Annotated in this window: 11 protein-coding genes; 5 read left to right on the forward strand and 6 right to left on the reverse strand. The window is 58.3% G+C overall.

Going from position 1 to position 16,255, the window contains the following annotated elements; translation table 11 throughout:
* Nucleotides 1-94 precede the first annotated feature (94 nt).
* The 4 genes from ALO80_RS09950 to hemE all read left to right on the forward strand — a co-directional run bounded on the left by ALO80_RS09950 (nucleotide 95) and on the right by hemE (nucleotide 7,986).
* On the forward strand, nucleotides 95-1,513 hold the full coding sequence (locus ALO80_RS09950; RefSeq protein WP_055008884.1) for an FAD-dependent oxidoreductase: 1,419 nt from the start codon (nucleotides 95-97) through the stop codon (nucleotides 1,511-1,513).
* A 166-nt stretch (nucleotides 1,514-1,679) separates the two neighbouring features.
* Nucleotides 1,680-3,227 carry an amidase family protein gene (locus ALO80_RS09955; protein ID WP_055008885.1) on the forward strand — a complete coding sequence of 516 codons (1,548 nt, stop codon included), beginning with the start codon at nucleotides 1,680-1,682 and terminating at the stop codon, nucleotides 3,225-3,227.
* Nucleotides 3,228-3,555: 328 nt separating this feature from the next.
* A complete protein-coding gene (locus ALO80_RS09960) occupies nucleotides 3,556-6,777 on the forward strand; it encodes a dermonecrotic toxin domain-containing protein (protein WP_055008886.1) in 3,222 nt (1,073 codons plus the stop codon).
* A 144-nt stretch (nucleotides 6,778-6,921) separates the two neighbouring features.
* On the forward strand, nucleotides 6,922-7,986 hold the full coding sequence (gene hemE, locus ALO80_RS09965; RefSeq protein ID WP_055008887.1) for a uroporphyrinogen decarboxylase: 1,065 nt from the start codon (nucleotides 6,922-6,924) through the stop codon (nucleotides 7,984-7,986).
* A gap of 29 nt (nucleotides 7,987-8,015) precedes the next feature.
* Here hemE and ALO80_RS09970 read toward each other — a convergent pair whose 3' ends face one another.
* From ALO80_RS09970 to ALO80_RS09995, 6 genes are all read right to left on the reverse strand, one after another.
* Entirely contained in the window at nucleotides 8,016-9,491 is a 1,476-nt protein-coding gene (locus ALO80_RS09970) for an N-acyl-D-amino-acid deacylase family protein (RefSeq protein WP_055008888.1), read from the reverse strand.
* A 3-nt stretch (nucleotides 9,492-9,494) separates the two neighbouring features.
* Nucleotides 9,495-10,355, reverse strand: coding sequence for a MurR/RpiR family transcriptional regulator (locus tag ALO80_RS09975; protein WP_055008889.1), 861 nt, complete (start codon nucleotides 10,353-10,355; stop codon nucleotides 9,495-9,497).
* Complete coding sequence (locus ALO80_RS09980) at nucleotides 10,356-11,705, reverse strand: GntP family permease (RefSeq protein WP_055008890.1); 1,350 nt, start codon at nucleotides 11,703-11,705, stop codon at nucleotides 10,356-10,358.
* 299 nt (nucleotides 11,706-12,004) lie between these two features.
* A complete protein-coding gene (locus ALO80_RS09985) occupies nucleotides 12,005-12,646 on the reverse strand; it encodes a retron system putative HNH endonuclease (protein ID WP_055008891.1) in 642 nt (213 codons plus the stop codon).
* Nucleotides 12,643-13,905: an AAA family ATPase gene (locus ALO80_RS09990; RefSeq protein ID WP_055008892.1), complete on the reverse strand. Its 1,263-nt coding sequence runs from the start codon at nucleotides 13,903-13,905 to the stop codon at nucleotides 12,643-12,645. Before ALO80_RS09990 ends, ALO80_RS09985 begins: the two co-directional genes overlap by 4 nt.
* Before the next feature lie 77 nt (nucleotides 13,906-13,982).
* On the reverse strand, nucleotides 13,983-15,239 hold the full coding sequence (locus ALO80_RS09995) for an MFS transporter (protein ID WP_055008909.1): 1,257 nt from the start codon (nucleotides 15,237-15,239) through the stop codon (nucleotides 13,983-13,985).
* A 115-nt stretch (nucleotides 15,240-15,354) separates the two neighbouring features.
* Between ALO80_RS09995 and ALO80_RS10000 the strand changes: the two genes are divergently transcribed.
* Nucleotides 15,355-16,245, forward strand: a complete 891-nt coding sequence (locus tag ALO80_RS10000; RefSeq protein ID WP_055008893.1) for a LysR family transcriptional regulator — start codon at nucleotides 15,355-15,357, stop codon at nucleotides 16,243-16,245.
* The last annotated feature ends 10 nt before the right edge of the window (nucleotides 16,246-16,255 follow it).

The following is a 16,255-nucleotide window of genomic DNA, read 5'->3' on the forward strand; positions in this document are numbered from 1 at the left end:
CGCAAGCCAACGGCAGTGCGCGAATTGCCTGCGATCATGATTTCTTGCAGCTTCAAGCCAGTCGCTTGAAGCTGCCGTAAAGAGGCTCCAGAGAATGGCTGAACGTCTCAGTAACGACTTCCAGTTCATCGACGTCGGACGTAAAGACCCGAAGAAGAAACTGCTGCGTCAACGCAAAAAAGAGTTCGTGGAGATCTACGAACCTTTCAAGCCCCAGCAGTCTGCCGATCAGGCGCACCGCTGCCTGGGTTGCGGCAACCCGTATTGCGAGTGGAAGTGCCCGGTGCACAACTTCATTCCCAACTGGCTCAAGCTGGTCGCCGAGGGCAATATCCTCGCGGCGGCGGAATTGTCTCACCAGACCAATACCCTGCCGGAAGTCTGCGGCCGCGTCTGCCCGCAGGATCGTCTGTGTGAAGGTGCCTGCACACTGAACGACGGTTTTGGTGCCGTCACCATTGGTTCGGTCGAGAAGTACATCACCGATACTGCGTTTGCGATGGGCTGGCGTCCGGACATGTCCAGAGTCGTGCCGACCGGCAAACGCGTTGCAATCATCGGTGCAGGGCCTGCGGGCCTGGGCTGCGCCGACGTGCTGGTGCGTGGCGGCGTGACACCGGTGGTGTTCGACAAGAACCCGGAAATCGGCGGTCTGCTGACGTTCGGTATCCCGGAATTCAAACTGGAAAAATCCGTGCTGAGCCATCGGCGTGAAGTGTTCACCGGCATGGGCATCGAGTTCCGGCTCAATACCGAAGTCGGCAAGGACGTCAGCATCGATCAACTGCTCGAAGAGTACGATGCCGTGTTCATGGGCATGGGCACCTACACCTACATGAAAGGCGGTTTTGCCGGTGAAGACCTGCCTGGCGTGCACGATGCGCTCGACTTCCTGATTGCCAACGTCAACCGCAATCTGGGCTTTGAAAAGGCGCCGGAAGACTTTGTCGACATGAAAGGCAAGCGGGTCGTGGTTCTGGGCGGTGGCGACACGGCGATGGACTGCAACCGTACGTCGATCCGGCAGGGTGCCAAGTCAGTGACGTGCGCCTATCGCCGTGACGAAGAAAACATGCCGGGTTCGCGCAAGGAAGTGAAAAACGCCAAGGAAGAAGGCGTTAAGTTCCTCTACAACCGTCAGCCTATCGCCATCGTGGGCGATGGCAGGGTCGAAGGGGTCAAGGTCGTCGAGACGCGTCTCGGTGAGCCTGACGCCCGCGGCCGTCGCAGTCCCGAGCCGATTCCGGGTTCCGAAGAGATCATCCCGGCAGATGCCGTGGTCATCGCCTTTGGCTTCCGCCCCAGCCCGGCAGCGTGGTTCGAGCAGTTCACGATCAGCACCGACAGCCAAGGCCGTGTCGTGGCACCGGAACAGGCGCAGTACAAGCATCAGACCAGCAACCCGAAAATCTTCGCCGGTGGCGATATGGTTCGCGGTTCCGATCTGGTGGTGACTGCTATCTTCGAAGGCCGCAATGCGGCCGAGGGGATTCTGGATTATCTGGGCGTCTGAGTGTCGCGTTGTCAGAGTACGCCGTTACTGAGGCGTACTCTGACAACAAGCGTCGACGACTCGCAGGTAACTTGCCTGCTTTTTCTGACATTCCTCCTGCCACGTCCTTCCTAAGCTCGATGTGACTCGCTCAAGACGAGCGTTTTATCAATCAGGGAAGGACGTTATGAATATTCAGTTTGGTTTCTGCCTCGCGCTATCGATTGCGCCATTTGCGTTTGCCAGTCAGGCGAACGCAAACTTTGATGGCCCCGTTTTCGGTTCGGTCATCGAAAACAAAGCCGTTTATTTCGAATCCAGTGTCGAGCTTCAGCAGCGCATGAGTGCGGGCAGCCTGACCTCAGCCGAACTGGTGACAGGTCTGCTCCAGCGGATTGAAGCGTTGAACAACAGTGGCCCGGCGCTTAACGCTGTCATTGAAATCAACCCCGACGCTCTACAGATAGCCGCTCGAATGGACGGGGAGCGTTCCCGCGGCGAGAAACGTGGGCCGCTGCATGGCATTCCCGTATTGGTGAAAGACAATCTCGATACGGCGGACAAGATGCAGACGACGGCGGGCGCGCTCGCGATGGTCGGGCGGCCTGCGCAACATGATGCTTTTGTGGTGCATCGGCTTCGCGAAGCCGGCGCGATCATTATCGGCAAGGCCAATCTTAGCGAATGGGCTCATTTTCGGGGATTCGAGGTGCCGAGCGGCTGGAGCGGCCGAGGTGGGCAGACGCGTCACCCCTATGACCTGAGTGCTGATCCGCGCGGCTCCAGCTCAGGCTCGGCAGTGGGTCTTGCGGCCGGATTTTCGCCTCTGGCGGTGGGCACCGAGACCAACGGCTCGATCATTCAACCTGCGGCCACGAGTGGCGTCATAGGGCTAAGGCCTACGCTGGGGCTGCTCAGCCGAGCCGGTATGATTCCGATCTCCAGTCGTCAGGACACGGCCGGCCCAATGGCGCGAACGGTCACTGATACTGCCATCATGCTAACGGTGATGAGCGGCACTGACCCTCTGGATCAAGCGACCGATCGGGTCGCCACCCACGTTGTGAACTATGTCGATCACCTCAGAGCGGAAGCGTTGAGAGGCAAGCGCCTGGGCTATCCAAGCCAGACGCCTGAGGGCGTGGCAATGAACGATGACCCTGAATTCCAGAAGGTAAAGAACAGTTTGCAGTCTGCCGGGGCGACACTGGTTCCAATCGACGCTCCCTCTATCGACAGCACCCCGGAGTTTCTAGTGTTGTTACATGACTTCAAGCGTGAGCTTAACGCTTACCTTGAAACCCGCTCCGGGCTGGGGGTCAGCACGCTCGATGAGATAATTGCATTCAACACTGCGTCTCCTGGGGGGCACGCCTATGACCAGGATTTACTGATTGAGTCCTCTAACGCGTCTCTCGATCAGGAAGACTACTTGTCCATTGCAACGAATGTGCGCAACGCGCATCGACAATTAATCGATGGCCTCTTGCAGCAACACTCACTTGACGCACTCATTGACTGGTCAGAATATTCTTTCAAATCCACAGGTGCCATCGCGGGTTATCCGGGGATCACCGTGCCTGTCGGGCTCGACGATAAAGGCCTGCCAAAAGGGTTGTATTTTCTTTCTACTGCCTGGGATGAGGCTAAATTGCTGAGCTATGCCTACGCACTTGAACAGGCGCTTGCGGCCTCTGCAACCTTGAACCGTCCAGGCATCGGCCAGGAGGGTTGATGTCCGATTCCAGCGCAGGCATAGGCTGGATGACAGGGCTTCCGGGTTTGAAAAACGGGTTGTGATGTTTTGAAATAACCTGTTCATGTTGTTACCACGCGCGTTTTATCGCTCCACGCCGCCCTGCCAAGGGCGGTGCATCAGGGTTTCAATCCCTTTCTCTGAACCTCGATCGTGCCCTGTTCCGGCGTGTGCGACAGGCGTTTGTTACCTCTCTTTGCCACCCGCTGTGCCTGCTTCTGGAAAGGATTACGCTCTCGCGCTTTCATCGGGAGGGTCATCGCCGCATCGACACTCCCGCCCTCCATGTCGCTATAAGGAAATAGCCATGTTGAAAGCAGCACCTATGGGCAAACTTGCTCGATCCACTGAGCAGAAACTTCTCGAGCCGGACAGGTTTGTGCCCAGCACAGTTGCGGTACGCGAACACCGGAGTCGAGAGCGTGCTGACCGGATCATCGATCAGTTCGTCGAGCGTTTTACCGAAAAGAATTTTTTCCCTGACGACGGTGAAGAGGCGTTGTTTGCCTTGCTGGTTCAGTTGCCGGAATGGCCGGCAGACCTGTCGATCAGGATTCAGAACGAAAACGATGAACCCCTCGCGGTTTTTCTGAAAGGCCGCGATGAAAGCCTCGTTCAGGACAGCATTGTCCTCATGCAGAGCGGCGACACGTATGTGGTTCCGGACGATGTCCAGGTCACCGATGACGAGCCGTTGCTGCACTGGGTGTTCAGTCAGTTGCCGGCAGGTTCCGGTGTCGGGATGGGCGGCAACTTTCCTGGCAGTCACAGCGTCGCCGGGCGAATCGTTACTCTGCGCGAGCAAATAGCAGGATTGGCAAAAGACCAGAGACCACTGTTATTCGATGCGCTTGTGGTGACAGACGAAGGCACCTCAAAAAGCCGGCTGGATACCCGCACACACAATCCCTTCCTGCCATTGTGGGTTCGTCGGCAAACTCCGCTGTCTCCTGCCTTAGGCGCGCTGTGTGCCTTATGCCCCGAGGTTCCGGTCGGACGTTTTGAAGAGCTGCTGGAGCAAGTGCCGCTGACGGAACAGGAAGAAGCTGATTTCCTGGAAAATCTCGTTCTGCCAGACGCGTTGGGCGAAGCGATGAACATTTCGCTGGATGAGTGGAGCAGCAGTCTGGCGATTGATGGCCTGTCGCGAACGCGGAGTTTCAATCAGTACACAGATGAGCTGGCGCGCGACATTGCCAGGGAGTTACTGGCTGAAACATTGAAACGAGATCTGCGGATCATCGAACACGGCGTCAGTCAGTACGTCCCGGCCGACCCGGACGATACCCGCATCGTTTTGCTGCATGACGGCTACGGCAATTACAGTGCACGGGATAATGGTAACGGCGAGATAACGTCATTCAAGCCAGGCACCGACAGCTTTTACCTGGCGATCAGTTCGCAAGTGAAGGCCGATGAGCGACCGTCGCTGGGCATGCAATTCGAGCAGGATGTTAAAGGTTTTCGCGAGGTTCTGACCCGGCAGGCGATCCAGGAAAATCGCGGTTGGTTCGATCCCGACAATCCGACCGAAATTGAAACCGGATTTTTACCTGAGTGGTTCGCGAGCGCGACCGAAGTGGAAAAACAAAGCTGGAAAATGGCGGTGCAGGACTACAGCCAGGCATTGCTCGAAGCTCAGGCACCTGACCTGCTGGATCCCTCCGGTTACGGACAGCCTGACCAGTTGCGGAAATATGCCCGGGAGAAGCTGCAAGAGCGCATCACGCTTGACCACGGAGTGGTCTTGAACCCTGACGAAATCACTGTGCGCACGGTAAGCATCGAGATTGATCCGGATACCATCATAGATACGGATTACGTGTATGTCGGCCCTTCAGAGGTGGAGCCGCATTACGAAATCCAGGACCGCAGCCTGACTGATCTGTCGTTGGAAAACATTGCGGTTACCAACATCAACTTTCTGCTGACCAGTCGTGCGTACGACGATCAGGGGCAACTGATCAGCGCGCTGAGCGCCGGTTATCTGTTCCGGCTGATTCGTGGTCTGAACATCGGTGAAGACTACGCCGCATTCCTCATGACCACTCTCTCGACCTCGGCGGCCGGCCAGTGGCACCGTGAGCGTTTCGCGAGCGTCATGCGCGCGCAAATGCGTCTGGACGCAATTGAAGCAAGAATGGCAGGAGATTTTCTGGGCGATGGGGGGCTGCCTCCCGAGCTGGCGAACAGAGGTTACAAATGGCTTGCCGCTGTGCTGGATCATCCGGTCGATGGTGATGATCGTGCGCTTGTGGAAGGTCACAGCATCCAGGTCAGTCAGTTGGTCATCAATGATGTACCGCTGAGTGGAATACTCGTGATCGGTGCGCAGTCCCGTTCCAGTGTCGCCAATCTGGTGATCTTCACCCCGCAGACTCCTGACGGTCGATGCTTTCGGGAGATGATCGATCCGCAAGCATTTCAGCAACAGATATTGCTTGAACCCGAGCTGCTGGACTATCTGGTGAGCAGGGCACCTTTGGCATCCCAGGTCAATGTCAGGTATCTGCTGACGGCGGGCCGTGACACGCTGTTCATGGAGCTGCGCCCCTGCACCGGGAGTTTTCTTGAGGCGGTTTATGAGTCTGAAGTCGCACGAGTGATTTCTGCTGTCGATGAGCAGACCAATACCAACTGGGAGACCTATTGGGAAAGTGCCTGGGAAATCACCAAAATCGTCGGCGACATCGTGCTTGCTTTCGCGCCTTTCAAAGTGCGGCTGCCCATTGCCGCATTGCGCAGTTTCTACGCCATCTGGCAGGGCGTTGCGAAGGCTGCCAGTCAAGAAGGCAGTGCCCCGTTGTATTTTGTTCAGGCAGCATTGCTGCTGGCCGATGGTTTAACGCTGCCCAGGGGGCGAAGGGTCAGGACCTCGTCGGCAACCTCTGTCGGCCGTTCTACCCTTGACCCGAAAACAGCGTTGGCAAAAAACCCCGGTGGCGTGAAATTGCGCGACGACGGTGTGTACAGAGGTATTTACGAAAAGGCTGAGGACGCTGCGCCAAGCCGCTTTTATGCGGTGCAACAAGGTAAAACCTATGCCGTCAGGTACGATGACGATTCCGCCGTGTGGAGGGTAATCGATCCCCGACGGCCAGATGCGTATTACCAATTGCCTATCCAGCTTGATAATCAGGGTGTCTGGGTGCATGCCTCGGTAGGGCTGCGCGGCGGCAAAAAGCATTCAAAAGCCAGGCCATCCAATGGTTCCGGCAGTGACAGCGGGTCGCCGGACAACAAGGATCGGGTAAAACGTTACAAAGTTGATCTGGAAGGGTTCTTTGAAAGCCGCGCCTTCAGGAACGCCCAGAAAAATATCGAGGATGATCTGGTCGTCGCCGTCAACAAGGCAACTGAACGGTTCGTGCTGGACGGCAATGGCAGCCTGCATAGCTATGGTAAAACGGCGTTTTCACTGGATCTTCCAGGTGTTGGCAAAAGCACGGGAAGAGGTGCCTGGCGTTTGATACTCAAGCCAAGCGAAAAAGGCGTGATCAAGGCTGTGGATGTCAAGGACCCCCATTAATAGGGCCGTCCGACGCAATCAGGTGCAGTCTGATGCGCTGAATGGGTATTGCAAATCGGTACGATAGACAAAAGGCACGGCTCTCGCCGTGCCTTTTGCGTCGCGCTCTGAGAAAATGCCGGCACTTTTATTGCGGATGCCGACATGACTGCCCTGAAGAACGACCGTTTCCTTCGCGCTTTGCTCAAGCAACCCGTAGACGTCACGCCGGTATGGATGATGCGTCAGGCAGGTCGCTACCTGCCGGAATACCGCGCCAGCCGTGCCAGTGCCGGGGACTTCATGAGCCTGTGCAAGAACCCGCAGTTCGCCTGTGAAGTCACCCTGCAGCCGCTGGATCGCTACCCGCTGGACGCGGCGATTCTGTTCTCCGACATCCTGACCATCCCCGATGCAATGGGGCTGGGCCTGTATTTCGAGACCGGCGAAGGCCCGCGCTTCAAGAAAACCGTGAGCACGCTGGCTGACATCGAAGCACTGCCAATCCCGGATGCGCAGAAGGATCTGGGCTACGTTATGGGCGCGGTCAGCACCATCCGCCGTGAACTCAACGGGCGGGTGCCGCTGATCGGTTTTGCCGGCAGCCCCTGGACCCTGGCGACCTACATGGTCGAAGGCGGCTCGTCGAAGGACTTCCGCAAATCCAAGGCCATGCTCTACGACAACCCGCACGCCATGCACATGCTGCTCGACAAGCTGGCACAGTCAGTGACCTCTTACCTCAATGGTCAGATTCTGGCCGGCGCCCAGGCCGTGCAGATCTTCGACAGCTGGGGCGGCAGCCTGTCTTCGGCGGCGTATCAGGAGTTCTCGCTGGCTTACATGCGCAAGATCGTCAATGGCCTGATTCGAGAGCACGACGGGCGCAAGGTGCCGGTCATCGTGTTTACCAAAGGCGGCGGGCTGTGGCTGGAAAGCATCGCCGACATCGGTGCCGACACCCTCGGCCTGGACTGGACCTGCGACATCGGCGAAGCGCGTCAGCGTGTCGGCAGCAAGGTTTCCCTGCAAGGCAACATGGACCCGACCGTGCTTTATGCGCGCCCGGAAGCCATCCGCCAGGAAGTCGCACGCATTCTTGCCAGCTACGGCAGCGGTACCGGTCACGTCTTCAACCTCGGCCACGGCATCACGCCTGAAGTCGATCCGGCCAATGCCGGCGCGTTCATCGACGCCGTGCACGAGCTGTCGGCGCAGTATCACCTGTAAAACGCATCTGTTCCTCTCAGCGCCGACGACTATGTCGGCGCTTTTGTATCCGCAAATCCCTCCACCAGCGAGCCGCTGCGGGGCAGGAATCTGCCCTGACGCTGACCTTGCGGTTTGCCCTCGGCATAGCTCAATCGACCGTTCACCCAGACACCATCAATGCCTTGCGCCGCTCGCTGAGGGTCTTTGAAGTCTGCGACGTCGCGCACGGTTTGCGGATTGAACAACACCAGATCCGCCCAATAACCTTCGCGGATCAGGCCGCGCTCGTGCAAGGCAAAGCGTGCAGCCGAAAGCCCGGTCATTTTGTGCACGGCGGTGTGCAACGCAAAAAGCCCTTTGTCCCGGCTGAAATGGCCGAGCACTCTCGGGAACGCTCCCCATAAACGAGGATGTGGAAAGGGGTCTTCCGGAAGACCATCGGAGCCGATCATCGACAAGGGATGAGCCATGATGCGCTCGACGTCGCTCTCATCCATCCCGTAGTACACCGCGCCCGCAGGCTGCAATCTGCGTGCGGCGTCCAGCAACGAAAGCCCCCAGTCGGCGGCAATCGCCTGCAAATCCCTGCCGCCCTGATCCGGGTGCGGGGTAGACCAGGTGATGGTAATGCGAAACGCGTCGGTGACCTGCTTGAGGTCCAGCGTCGAAGAGCTGGCCGCATAGGGATAACAATCGCAGCCCACCGGGTGGTCCAGCGCGGCTTTTTCCAGCGCTGCGAGCAGTTGCGGACTGCGACCCCAATTACCCGCGCCGGCGCATTTCATGTGCGAGATAACGACCGGCGCGCGCGCATGGCGGCCTATATCGAAAGCTTCCGCCATAGCCTCCAGCACCGGTTCGAATTCACTGCGCAGGTGGGTGGTGTAGATCGCGCCAAAAGCGCTGAGCTCCTCAGCCAGTTGCTTGACTTCATCGGTTTCGGCCGAGAACGCGGAAGCGTAGGCAAGACCGGTCGATAGCCCCAGCGCGCCGGCCTCCAGGCTGTCGCGCAGTTGCTCGCGCATCGCGGCGATTTCTTCCGGGCTGGCGCTGCGTAACAAGTCATTCATGTGGTTACTGCGCAAGGCCGTATGGCCAATCAGAGCGGCCACATTCACGGCTGGCCGAGCGCTGTCCACGGCTGCGCGATAGTCGGCAAAACGCGGATAGACAAACGCCGCCGCGTCACCCAGCAGGTTCATCGGATCAGGCGGATTGCCGCGCAGCGAGACCGGTGACGCACTGATCCCGCAGTTGCCGACAATCACCGTTGTCACACCCTGGCTGATTTTCGGCAGCATCTCGGGTTTGCGGATGACTACCGTGTCGTCATGGGTGTGGACGTCGATAAATCCGGGGGCCAGCACGCGACCGGCCGCCTTGACCTCTTCTCGTGCTCTGGCCCCGGCGAGGTTGCCGATCCGCTGGATGCGTCCTTCGCCAATCGCAACATCGGCACGCACCCCAGGCGTATTACTGCCGTCGATGACCAGCGCGTCGCGAATGATCAGGTCATAAAGCATGGTTCAGTCTCCCAGCGGCAGACCATCTTCGCCGCCACGGTATTCATCCAGCGCGAGCTTGATCCGGCGCAGCCGCTCCTGATTGTCTTCAGGGCTGAGCAACGCCAGTTCAGTGGCCAGCACATCGATGGTCAGCAGCATGCCGTAGCGCGCTGCAGTAGGTTTATAGATGAAATTGGTTTCAGCAATTTGCAGGGGTAATACCACCTCGGCCAAGTGCGCCAGCGGTGAGTCAGGCAGGGTGATGGCCAGCACTCGGGTGCCATAACTGCGCGCCAGAGTCACGGCATCGAGCAGTTCCGGTGTGCGTCCGCTGAGGGAGCAGGCAATCAGGCTGTGCTGCGGGCCAAGCGTGGCAGCAACCATACGCATCATCACCGTGTCGCGGCAGGCGGCCACCGGGTAGCCGAGGCGCACCAGGCGGGTTTGCAGTTCCTCGCTGCACAGGCTTGAGCAACCGCCCATGCCGAATGCGTGAATCATTCGTGCATCGGCGATACACGCTACAGCGGCGGCAAAGCGTGATGTGTCAAAACCGGCCAGGTGCTGGCGCAGCGTGGCTTCGATGTCATCGACGATGCGGGTGAAAAAGGCCGACTGCTCCGGAGCGGGTTGCGGATGCAGAAAACGGCTGCCAACGCCGCTGGCCTGAGCCAATTGCAGCCGCAGATCGCGCAGATCCCGACAGCCGATGCTGCGCGCGAACCGCGACAGGGTCGCGCTGCTGACCTCGGCGCGGCTGGCCAGCTCATCCAGGCTGGCACTGGCGGCAAAGGCGATATCGCTGAGCAGCAGTTTGGCGATTCGGCCTTCGCCCGCGCTGAGCGAATCCTGGCGGGCACGTATCTGGTACAGAATGTCCACTCAGAGCACCTGCGCCAGGCCCAGGGTCAGGGCGAAAGCGACGATGGAAATCAGCGTTTCCAGCACCGTCCAGGTCTTGAACGTTTGCGCTACGGTCATGTTGAAATATTCCTTGATAAGCCAGAAACCACCGTCGTTGACGTGGGAAAAAATCACCGAGCCTGCGCCCGTCGCCAGTACCAGCAATTCTGGATGCGGGTAGCCAAGGCCCATCGCCACAGGTGCAACGATGCCTGATGCGGTGGTCATCGCTACCGTCGCCGAGCCCGTCGCAACGCGCATCAGCGCAGCGAACAGCCAGCCCATCAGCAGGGGCGACAGGTGAAAGTCCTGCGCCAGACCAACGAACTGATTGGTGACGCCGCTGTCGACCAGAATTCGGTTCAATCCGCCACCGGCACCGACCAGCAACGTGATACTGGCGGTCGGTGCCAGGCACTCATTGGTGAATTTCAGGATGGCATCGCGATTGAAGCCCTGAGCGATGCCCAGCGTCCAGAAACTCAGCAGGGTGGCCAGCAGCAGTGCGATCACCGAATTGCCGATGAATAACAGAAAGCTATTGAATGCACTGCCCGGTGTGCTGATCAGGTTGGCCCAGCCACCCAGCAGCATCAGCACTACCGGCAACAGAATCGTCGCCATGGTCAAGCCGAAGCTGGGCAGCTTCTGGCGTGGTTCGCGGTCGAGAAACTGCCTTGCCAGCGGGTTTTCAGCCGGCAAATGGATGCGCGGCACGATAAACCTGGCATACACGGGCCCGGCAATGATGGCCGTGGGGATGCCGATCAAAATGGCGTAAAACAGGGTCTGCCCCACCGACGCCTGATAGGCCTGAACTGCCAGCATCGCCGCAGGGTGTGGCGGCACCAGCGCGTGCACCACCGACAGACCGGCGACCATCGGCAGGCCGACCATCAGAATCGACACCCCGACACGTCTGGCCACGGTAAACGCAATCGGCACCAACAGCACGAAGCCCACTTCGAAGAAAAGCGGCAAACCCACCAGAAACGCAATACAGACCATGGCCCAGTGCGCGTTACGTTCGCCAAAACGGTCGATCAAGGTACGCGCCACCTGCTCGGCACCACCGGACTCGGCCATCATCTTGCCAAGCATGGTGCCCAGCGCCACGACCAGCGCGATATGCCCCAGCGTTTTGCCAACCCCTGCTTCGTAAGAGGCGACCACGCCACTGGCCGGCATCCCGGCCACCAGTGCCAGCCCGACCGACACGAGGGTAATGACAATAAACGGATTGAGACGATACCGCGCGATCAGCACGATCAAAGCGATGATGGCGACAGCAGCGTAGATCAACAGCGAAATACCGGGTGACGGCGACATAGCGACGGTTCCTTGCAGAGTGGACAGGCGAGGGCGCAACACCAACGGCTGAAGCCGTCAGCTTGAAGGCGACTCGGGGGTACTCGGCAGGGATGACGCAATAAGGTGGAGCAGGTGCGTTTCAGGGCGATCACAGGCATTCATTGTTTTTATCTCTGTTTTCGTGATGAAAATAAATTACACGAAAACGAAATATAAACAAATATATGAAAATAAATTTCCCGGCCAAGGTTGTCGAGGGGACCGACGAGAGGACGCGAACTGCGTCTCCCTGACCCTGTTTTTCTGACTGATTGCCTCTATGCCAGTAGTTGTTCCGCATAACGTGCAATCACATGGCCAAAGCTGATCGGATTGTTGTCAGCTTGCGAGCGCAGTCTGTCCCTGAGGTGATTCAGCTCTGCACCACTGGCGCTGGATAGGAATTGTTCGTCAAACACACCCGTGATGGCCTCCTGGCGCCTTTTAGTCAGATACGCGATATCGAGTGCGAGCTTTTCGATCATCGTCGTGGCGGGAAGGTCTGTGTGGGAAGTGCTCTGGATTTTGCCTGTCAGCAAGTAACGGAAGCGCTGTTCGCAATCGTCCTCTGTGGGAGAAATGTGCAGGTCCTCATCGAACCAGCTGCCTTTGTAGTGGCCGCAGTGCAACGGGTTTCCTGGTGCGGTCTCGCGCAGACAGGACGCATGAAGATTGCTGTATTCCAGTGCCAGTGGCAGGTAATGCTCCTGCGGTCTGAAATGTTCGATGTGGCTGCTATCAAGTTCTATTTCCCTGCCGCAATAGCAGCATGAAAAGTTCTGCTCTTGCAGCAAGCGATTATGCAGGTCGCGTTTTTGCGGGTTTTGCAAGGTTGGATAGGTGGGCGTCCAGTCTTCGTTTGCGCTGGCTTTCCATTCCGTGAACGATACAGGCTCAGTTCCCTTGATAACGCGTCTCATCGGCCAATGATCTCCTTGCGTTTGAGCAGCGCCTCGGCACCCGCGAACTCTGGCAGGTCGGGCGCTTTTTTCTTCAGTGCATCAAGCTGCGACCTGGCTTTTTCAAGCTCGTTGTTTTCTAGAGTGCTGAATAGCTGATCGAGCAATTCTTCAATTTCAGGCTCGCGCTGAGGCACGCCCATGACTTCTTCCAGAATGCTGCTGGAGTCCAGGCCGTAGGTGGCTCTTGGGTGAGAGCCGTCATGGTTATTCAGCAGGATGACCTCGCCCGGCTGCAGGCTGCCGATGACCTGTGGCGAGTGGCTGGCGGCGATGAACTGGACGTTGGGAAATGCTTTTTTCAGTGCCGGAGCAATGGTGCGTTGCCAGCCGGGGTGCAGGTGGATGTCTAGTTCATCGATCACGATGATGCCGTTTGTCTTGCTTAGAACGTCCTTCCCCATGTGCGGGTTAAGCAGGCAGATACGGCGAGCAATATCGGCGAAGAGTGCGACCATTCCGCGTTGTCCGTCGCTCAGGTCGTTGAGCGGGACTTTTTGGTCATTCATGTCCACCATCAGCCCCCGCATTTCCATGTCGTACTCAATCCCCTTGGACTCCGGCAATGCGCACTGGATAGCTGAATTGATCCAGGTGAGTTCATCAGTGAAAACGCCCGATAAGCCATATCTGGATATTCTTTGAAAGCGCTCCAGTGTCTTGCCGATGAACCAGGTCTCAAAGTTCTTCAAGTTGGAGGCTGCATCGAACCAGTTGGTATAGGCTTCCAGTCTTGACAGTTTGCTCTGTGCTGCATGCTCGGCAGCTATATTCATGGTCAGCCAGCCTCGACTGGCTCGGTAAACCGCAAATACAGGCATGTCGATTTCAAGAGATTCCGACACGTGTGGGTTCTCTGGAGATATAACGCTTTCAAGGTTGCTGGAATTATGGTTACTGCCATCGCGCTTGAGCGAGACGTACCAATCCTGGAACCCGAACGCATCACCTCGGGCAGCCAACTTGAGGGGGAAGATACGTTCAAAGTGAACACTGTTTTCAGATTTTACCAAGTTGAACCTGGCATCTGATTCCGTGATGAGTGAGTTACCCGCCCCCATGTTCGCGAGGAATTTCCCGAAACAACAAGCCACCCCTTGCAACAACGACGTCTTCCCACTGCCATTGACCCCCACCACCAGATTGAAACCGGGCTGGAAGTCGAAATGAGCATCTTCGTAGCAACGGAAATTCTGCAGATGGAGGTGGTCGAGGCGCATGTCGGTTTCCTTTACCAAAACTGGCGGATGCGCCAGTGTACCTTGGCTCACCCTATGCGCCATCGCCCGATGTGTGACTAAACCTTCGCCCCCAGCGGCTGCAGCCTTGCCAGCCGCAACGCTACCCCAAGCGCGATCAGCAGCAATACGCCGATAAACAGCCCGATACCGTTCCAGCCCGCGTAGTGCCAGAACACGCCGCCGCCGGTTCCGGCCACGCTCGACCCTGCGTAGTAACAGAACAGGTACAAGGACGCGGCCTGGCCTCTGGCGGTGGTGGCCCTGCGTCCGACCCAACTGCTGGCCACCGAATGCGCGCCGAAGAAGCCGAAGGTGAAGATCAGTACGCCGACGATCACCAGCGGCAGTGGGGTGAACAGGGTCAGTAGCAGGCCGGCCAACATCATCACGATCACCGCCCACAGCACCTGTCTGCGGCCGAGTCGGTCAGCCAGTGAGCCGATCTTCGCCGAGCTGTAGATGCCCGACAGATACACCACGGAAAACACACCGACCACGGCCTGGCTCAGGTTGTAGGGGGCGCTCAGAAAGCGGTAGGCAATGTAGTTGAACAGGGTGACGAACGCGCCCATCAGCAGAAAGCCGGTCAGAAACAGCAGCGGCAGCCCGGCATCGCGAAACTGTACGACAAAGCCGTCCAGCAGGCTGCGAGGGTGCAGTGAGCGCGGACGGAAGTTGCGTGATTCCGGGAGTATCTTCCAGAACACCACGGCTGCGATCAGGGCCAGCCCGCCGACCACCAGCATCGCCACATGCCAACTGACATAATCGATCATCACCCCGACGATCAGCCGGCCGCTCATGCCGCCCACCGCGCTGCCGCCGATATACAGCCCCATTGCCAGGCCCAGATGCGTGGGGTGTATTTCTTCGCTCAGGTAAGTCATCGCCACTGCCGCCAGGCCGCTCAGCGACAGACCGACCATTGCCCGGGTGATGAGCACGCCCTCCCAGCTGGGCATCAAGGCGCTGGCGATGGTGAACAGCGACGCGCAGAACAGCGCCATGACCATCACTGACTTGCGCCCCAGCCGGTCGGATATCGGCCCGGTGATCAGCAGGCCGATGGCGAGCATCGCGGTGGCAACGGACAGGATCAGGCTGCTTTGTGCCGCAGACAGGGAGAACTCGCCCGACAGTGTCGGCATCATCGGCTGTACGCAATACAGCAAAGTGAACGTCGAGAACCCACCAGCGAACAGCGCCAGGGCAGTACGTTTGAAAAGCGGTGTGTTCTTTTCGATGTAGGTGTCGCCAGACGGTCCGGCGGATGTATTCAGGTTTGAGGCGGGCGGGGCGACGGCAGGATTCACGAGGACCTCGGAGCACGGTTGGGCAGGCGGTGAAAAAATCATATAGCTCGCTAATCATTCCATCCAATATATTGTTCGACCTGTTTAATAGGTAAAACGACTTAATGGAGGCGGCATGGAATTGCGTCATCTGCGTTACTTCATCGCGGTTGCCGAAGAGCTGCATTTCGGCCGTGCAGCCCTGGCACTGGGGATTTCCCAGCCGCCGCTCAGCCAGCAGATTCAGGCACTGGAACAGGAACTGGGCACACGTCTGTTCGAGCGCACCAACCGGCGTGTCGACCTGAGTGAATCAGGGCGGCTGTTTCTCGATGAGGCGCGCCTGGTGCTGGCGCAGGTCGACAAGGCCACTGACGTTGCCCGGCGAGCACAACTGGGTGAGATCGGCGAACTGAAGATCGGCTTTACCTCGTCTGCGCCATTCACTTCCAGCATTCCGCAGGCCATTTTTGCCTTCCGCCAGGCCTACCCGGATGTGCACCTGACACTCACCGAAATAACCAGTCAGGAAGTGGCCGCAGGTCTTGAGGACAAGACCATTCAGGTCGGCATCATGCGCCCTCTGACGTTACCCGATTCGCTGGTGGTGTTTGAATTGTTGAGCGAGCCGTTGGTTGCGATCATGCGCGCCGACCATCCGCTGGCGGCCGAAAGCGAGGACGGGATCTATATGTCGGCGCTGGCCGCCGAGCCGTTCGTGTTTTTCCCGCGCACCTATGGCAGCGGTATCTACGCGCAAGTCCTGAGCCTGGCGCGCGCTGCGGGTTTCAGCCCGCTGATCACTCAGGAAGCGGGCGAAGTGATGACCATCATCGGCTTGGTCGCAGCTGGACTGGGCGTCACCGTACTGCCAGCGTCCTACCGCCGAATGCGCATCGACAGCGTGGTCTACCGCAACGTCCTCGACCCCGGCGCAACCAGTGCCGTGTGGCTGGTGCAGCGCAAGGACGAACAGTCACCAATGGCCAAGGCATTTACCGAGCTTTTAACGCGCAATGTCGGGTGATTTGATAAGC

It is taken from the genome of Pseudomonas caricapapayae (genome assembly GCF_001400735.1).
Lineage (GTDB): Bacteria > Pseudomonadota > Gammaproteobacteria > Pseudomonadales > Pseudomonadaceae > Aquipseudomonas > Aquipseudomonas caricapapayae.

Bases quoted from the DNA above. Each gene is read 5' to 3' on its own strand.
- ALO80_RS10000 (WP_055008893.1), top strand. From the start codon at position 15,355: ATGGAATTGCGTCATCTGCGTTACTTCATCGCGGTTGCCGAAGAGCTG.
- ALO80_RS09970 (WP_055008888.1), bottom strand. From the start codon at position 9,491: ATGCTTTATGACCTGATCATTCGCGACGCGCTGGTCATCGACGGCAGT.
- ALO80_RS09990 (WP_055008892.1), bottom strand. From the start codon at position 13,905: ATGCGCCTCGACCACCTCCATCTGCAGAATTTCCGTTGCTACGAAGAT.
- ALO80_RS09955 (WP_055008885.1), top strand. From the start codon at position 1,680: ATGAATATTCAGTTTGGTTTCTGCCTCGCGCTATCGATTGCGCCATTT.
- hemE (WP_055008887.1), top strand. From the start codon at position 6,922: ATGACTGCCCTGAAGAACGACCGTTTCCTTCGCGCTTTGCTCAAGCAA.
- ALO80_RS09980 (WP_055008890.1), bottom strand. From the start codon at position 11,705: ATGTCGCCGTCACCCGGTATTTCGCTGTTGATCTACGCTGCTGTCGCC.
- ALO80_RS09950 (WP_055008884.1), top strand. From the start codon at position 95: ATGGCTGAACGTCTCAGTAACGACTTCCAGTTCATCGACGTCGGACGT.
- ALO80_RS09960 (WP_055008886.1), top strand. From the start codon at position 3,556: ATGTTGAAAGCAGCACCTATGGGCAAACTTGCTCGATCCACTGAGCAG.
- ALO80_RS09985 (WP_055008891.1), bottom strand. From the start codon at position 12,646: ATGAGACGCGTTATCAAGGGAACTGAGCCTGTATCGTTCACGGAATGG.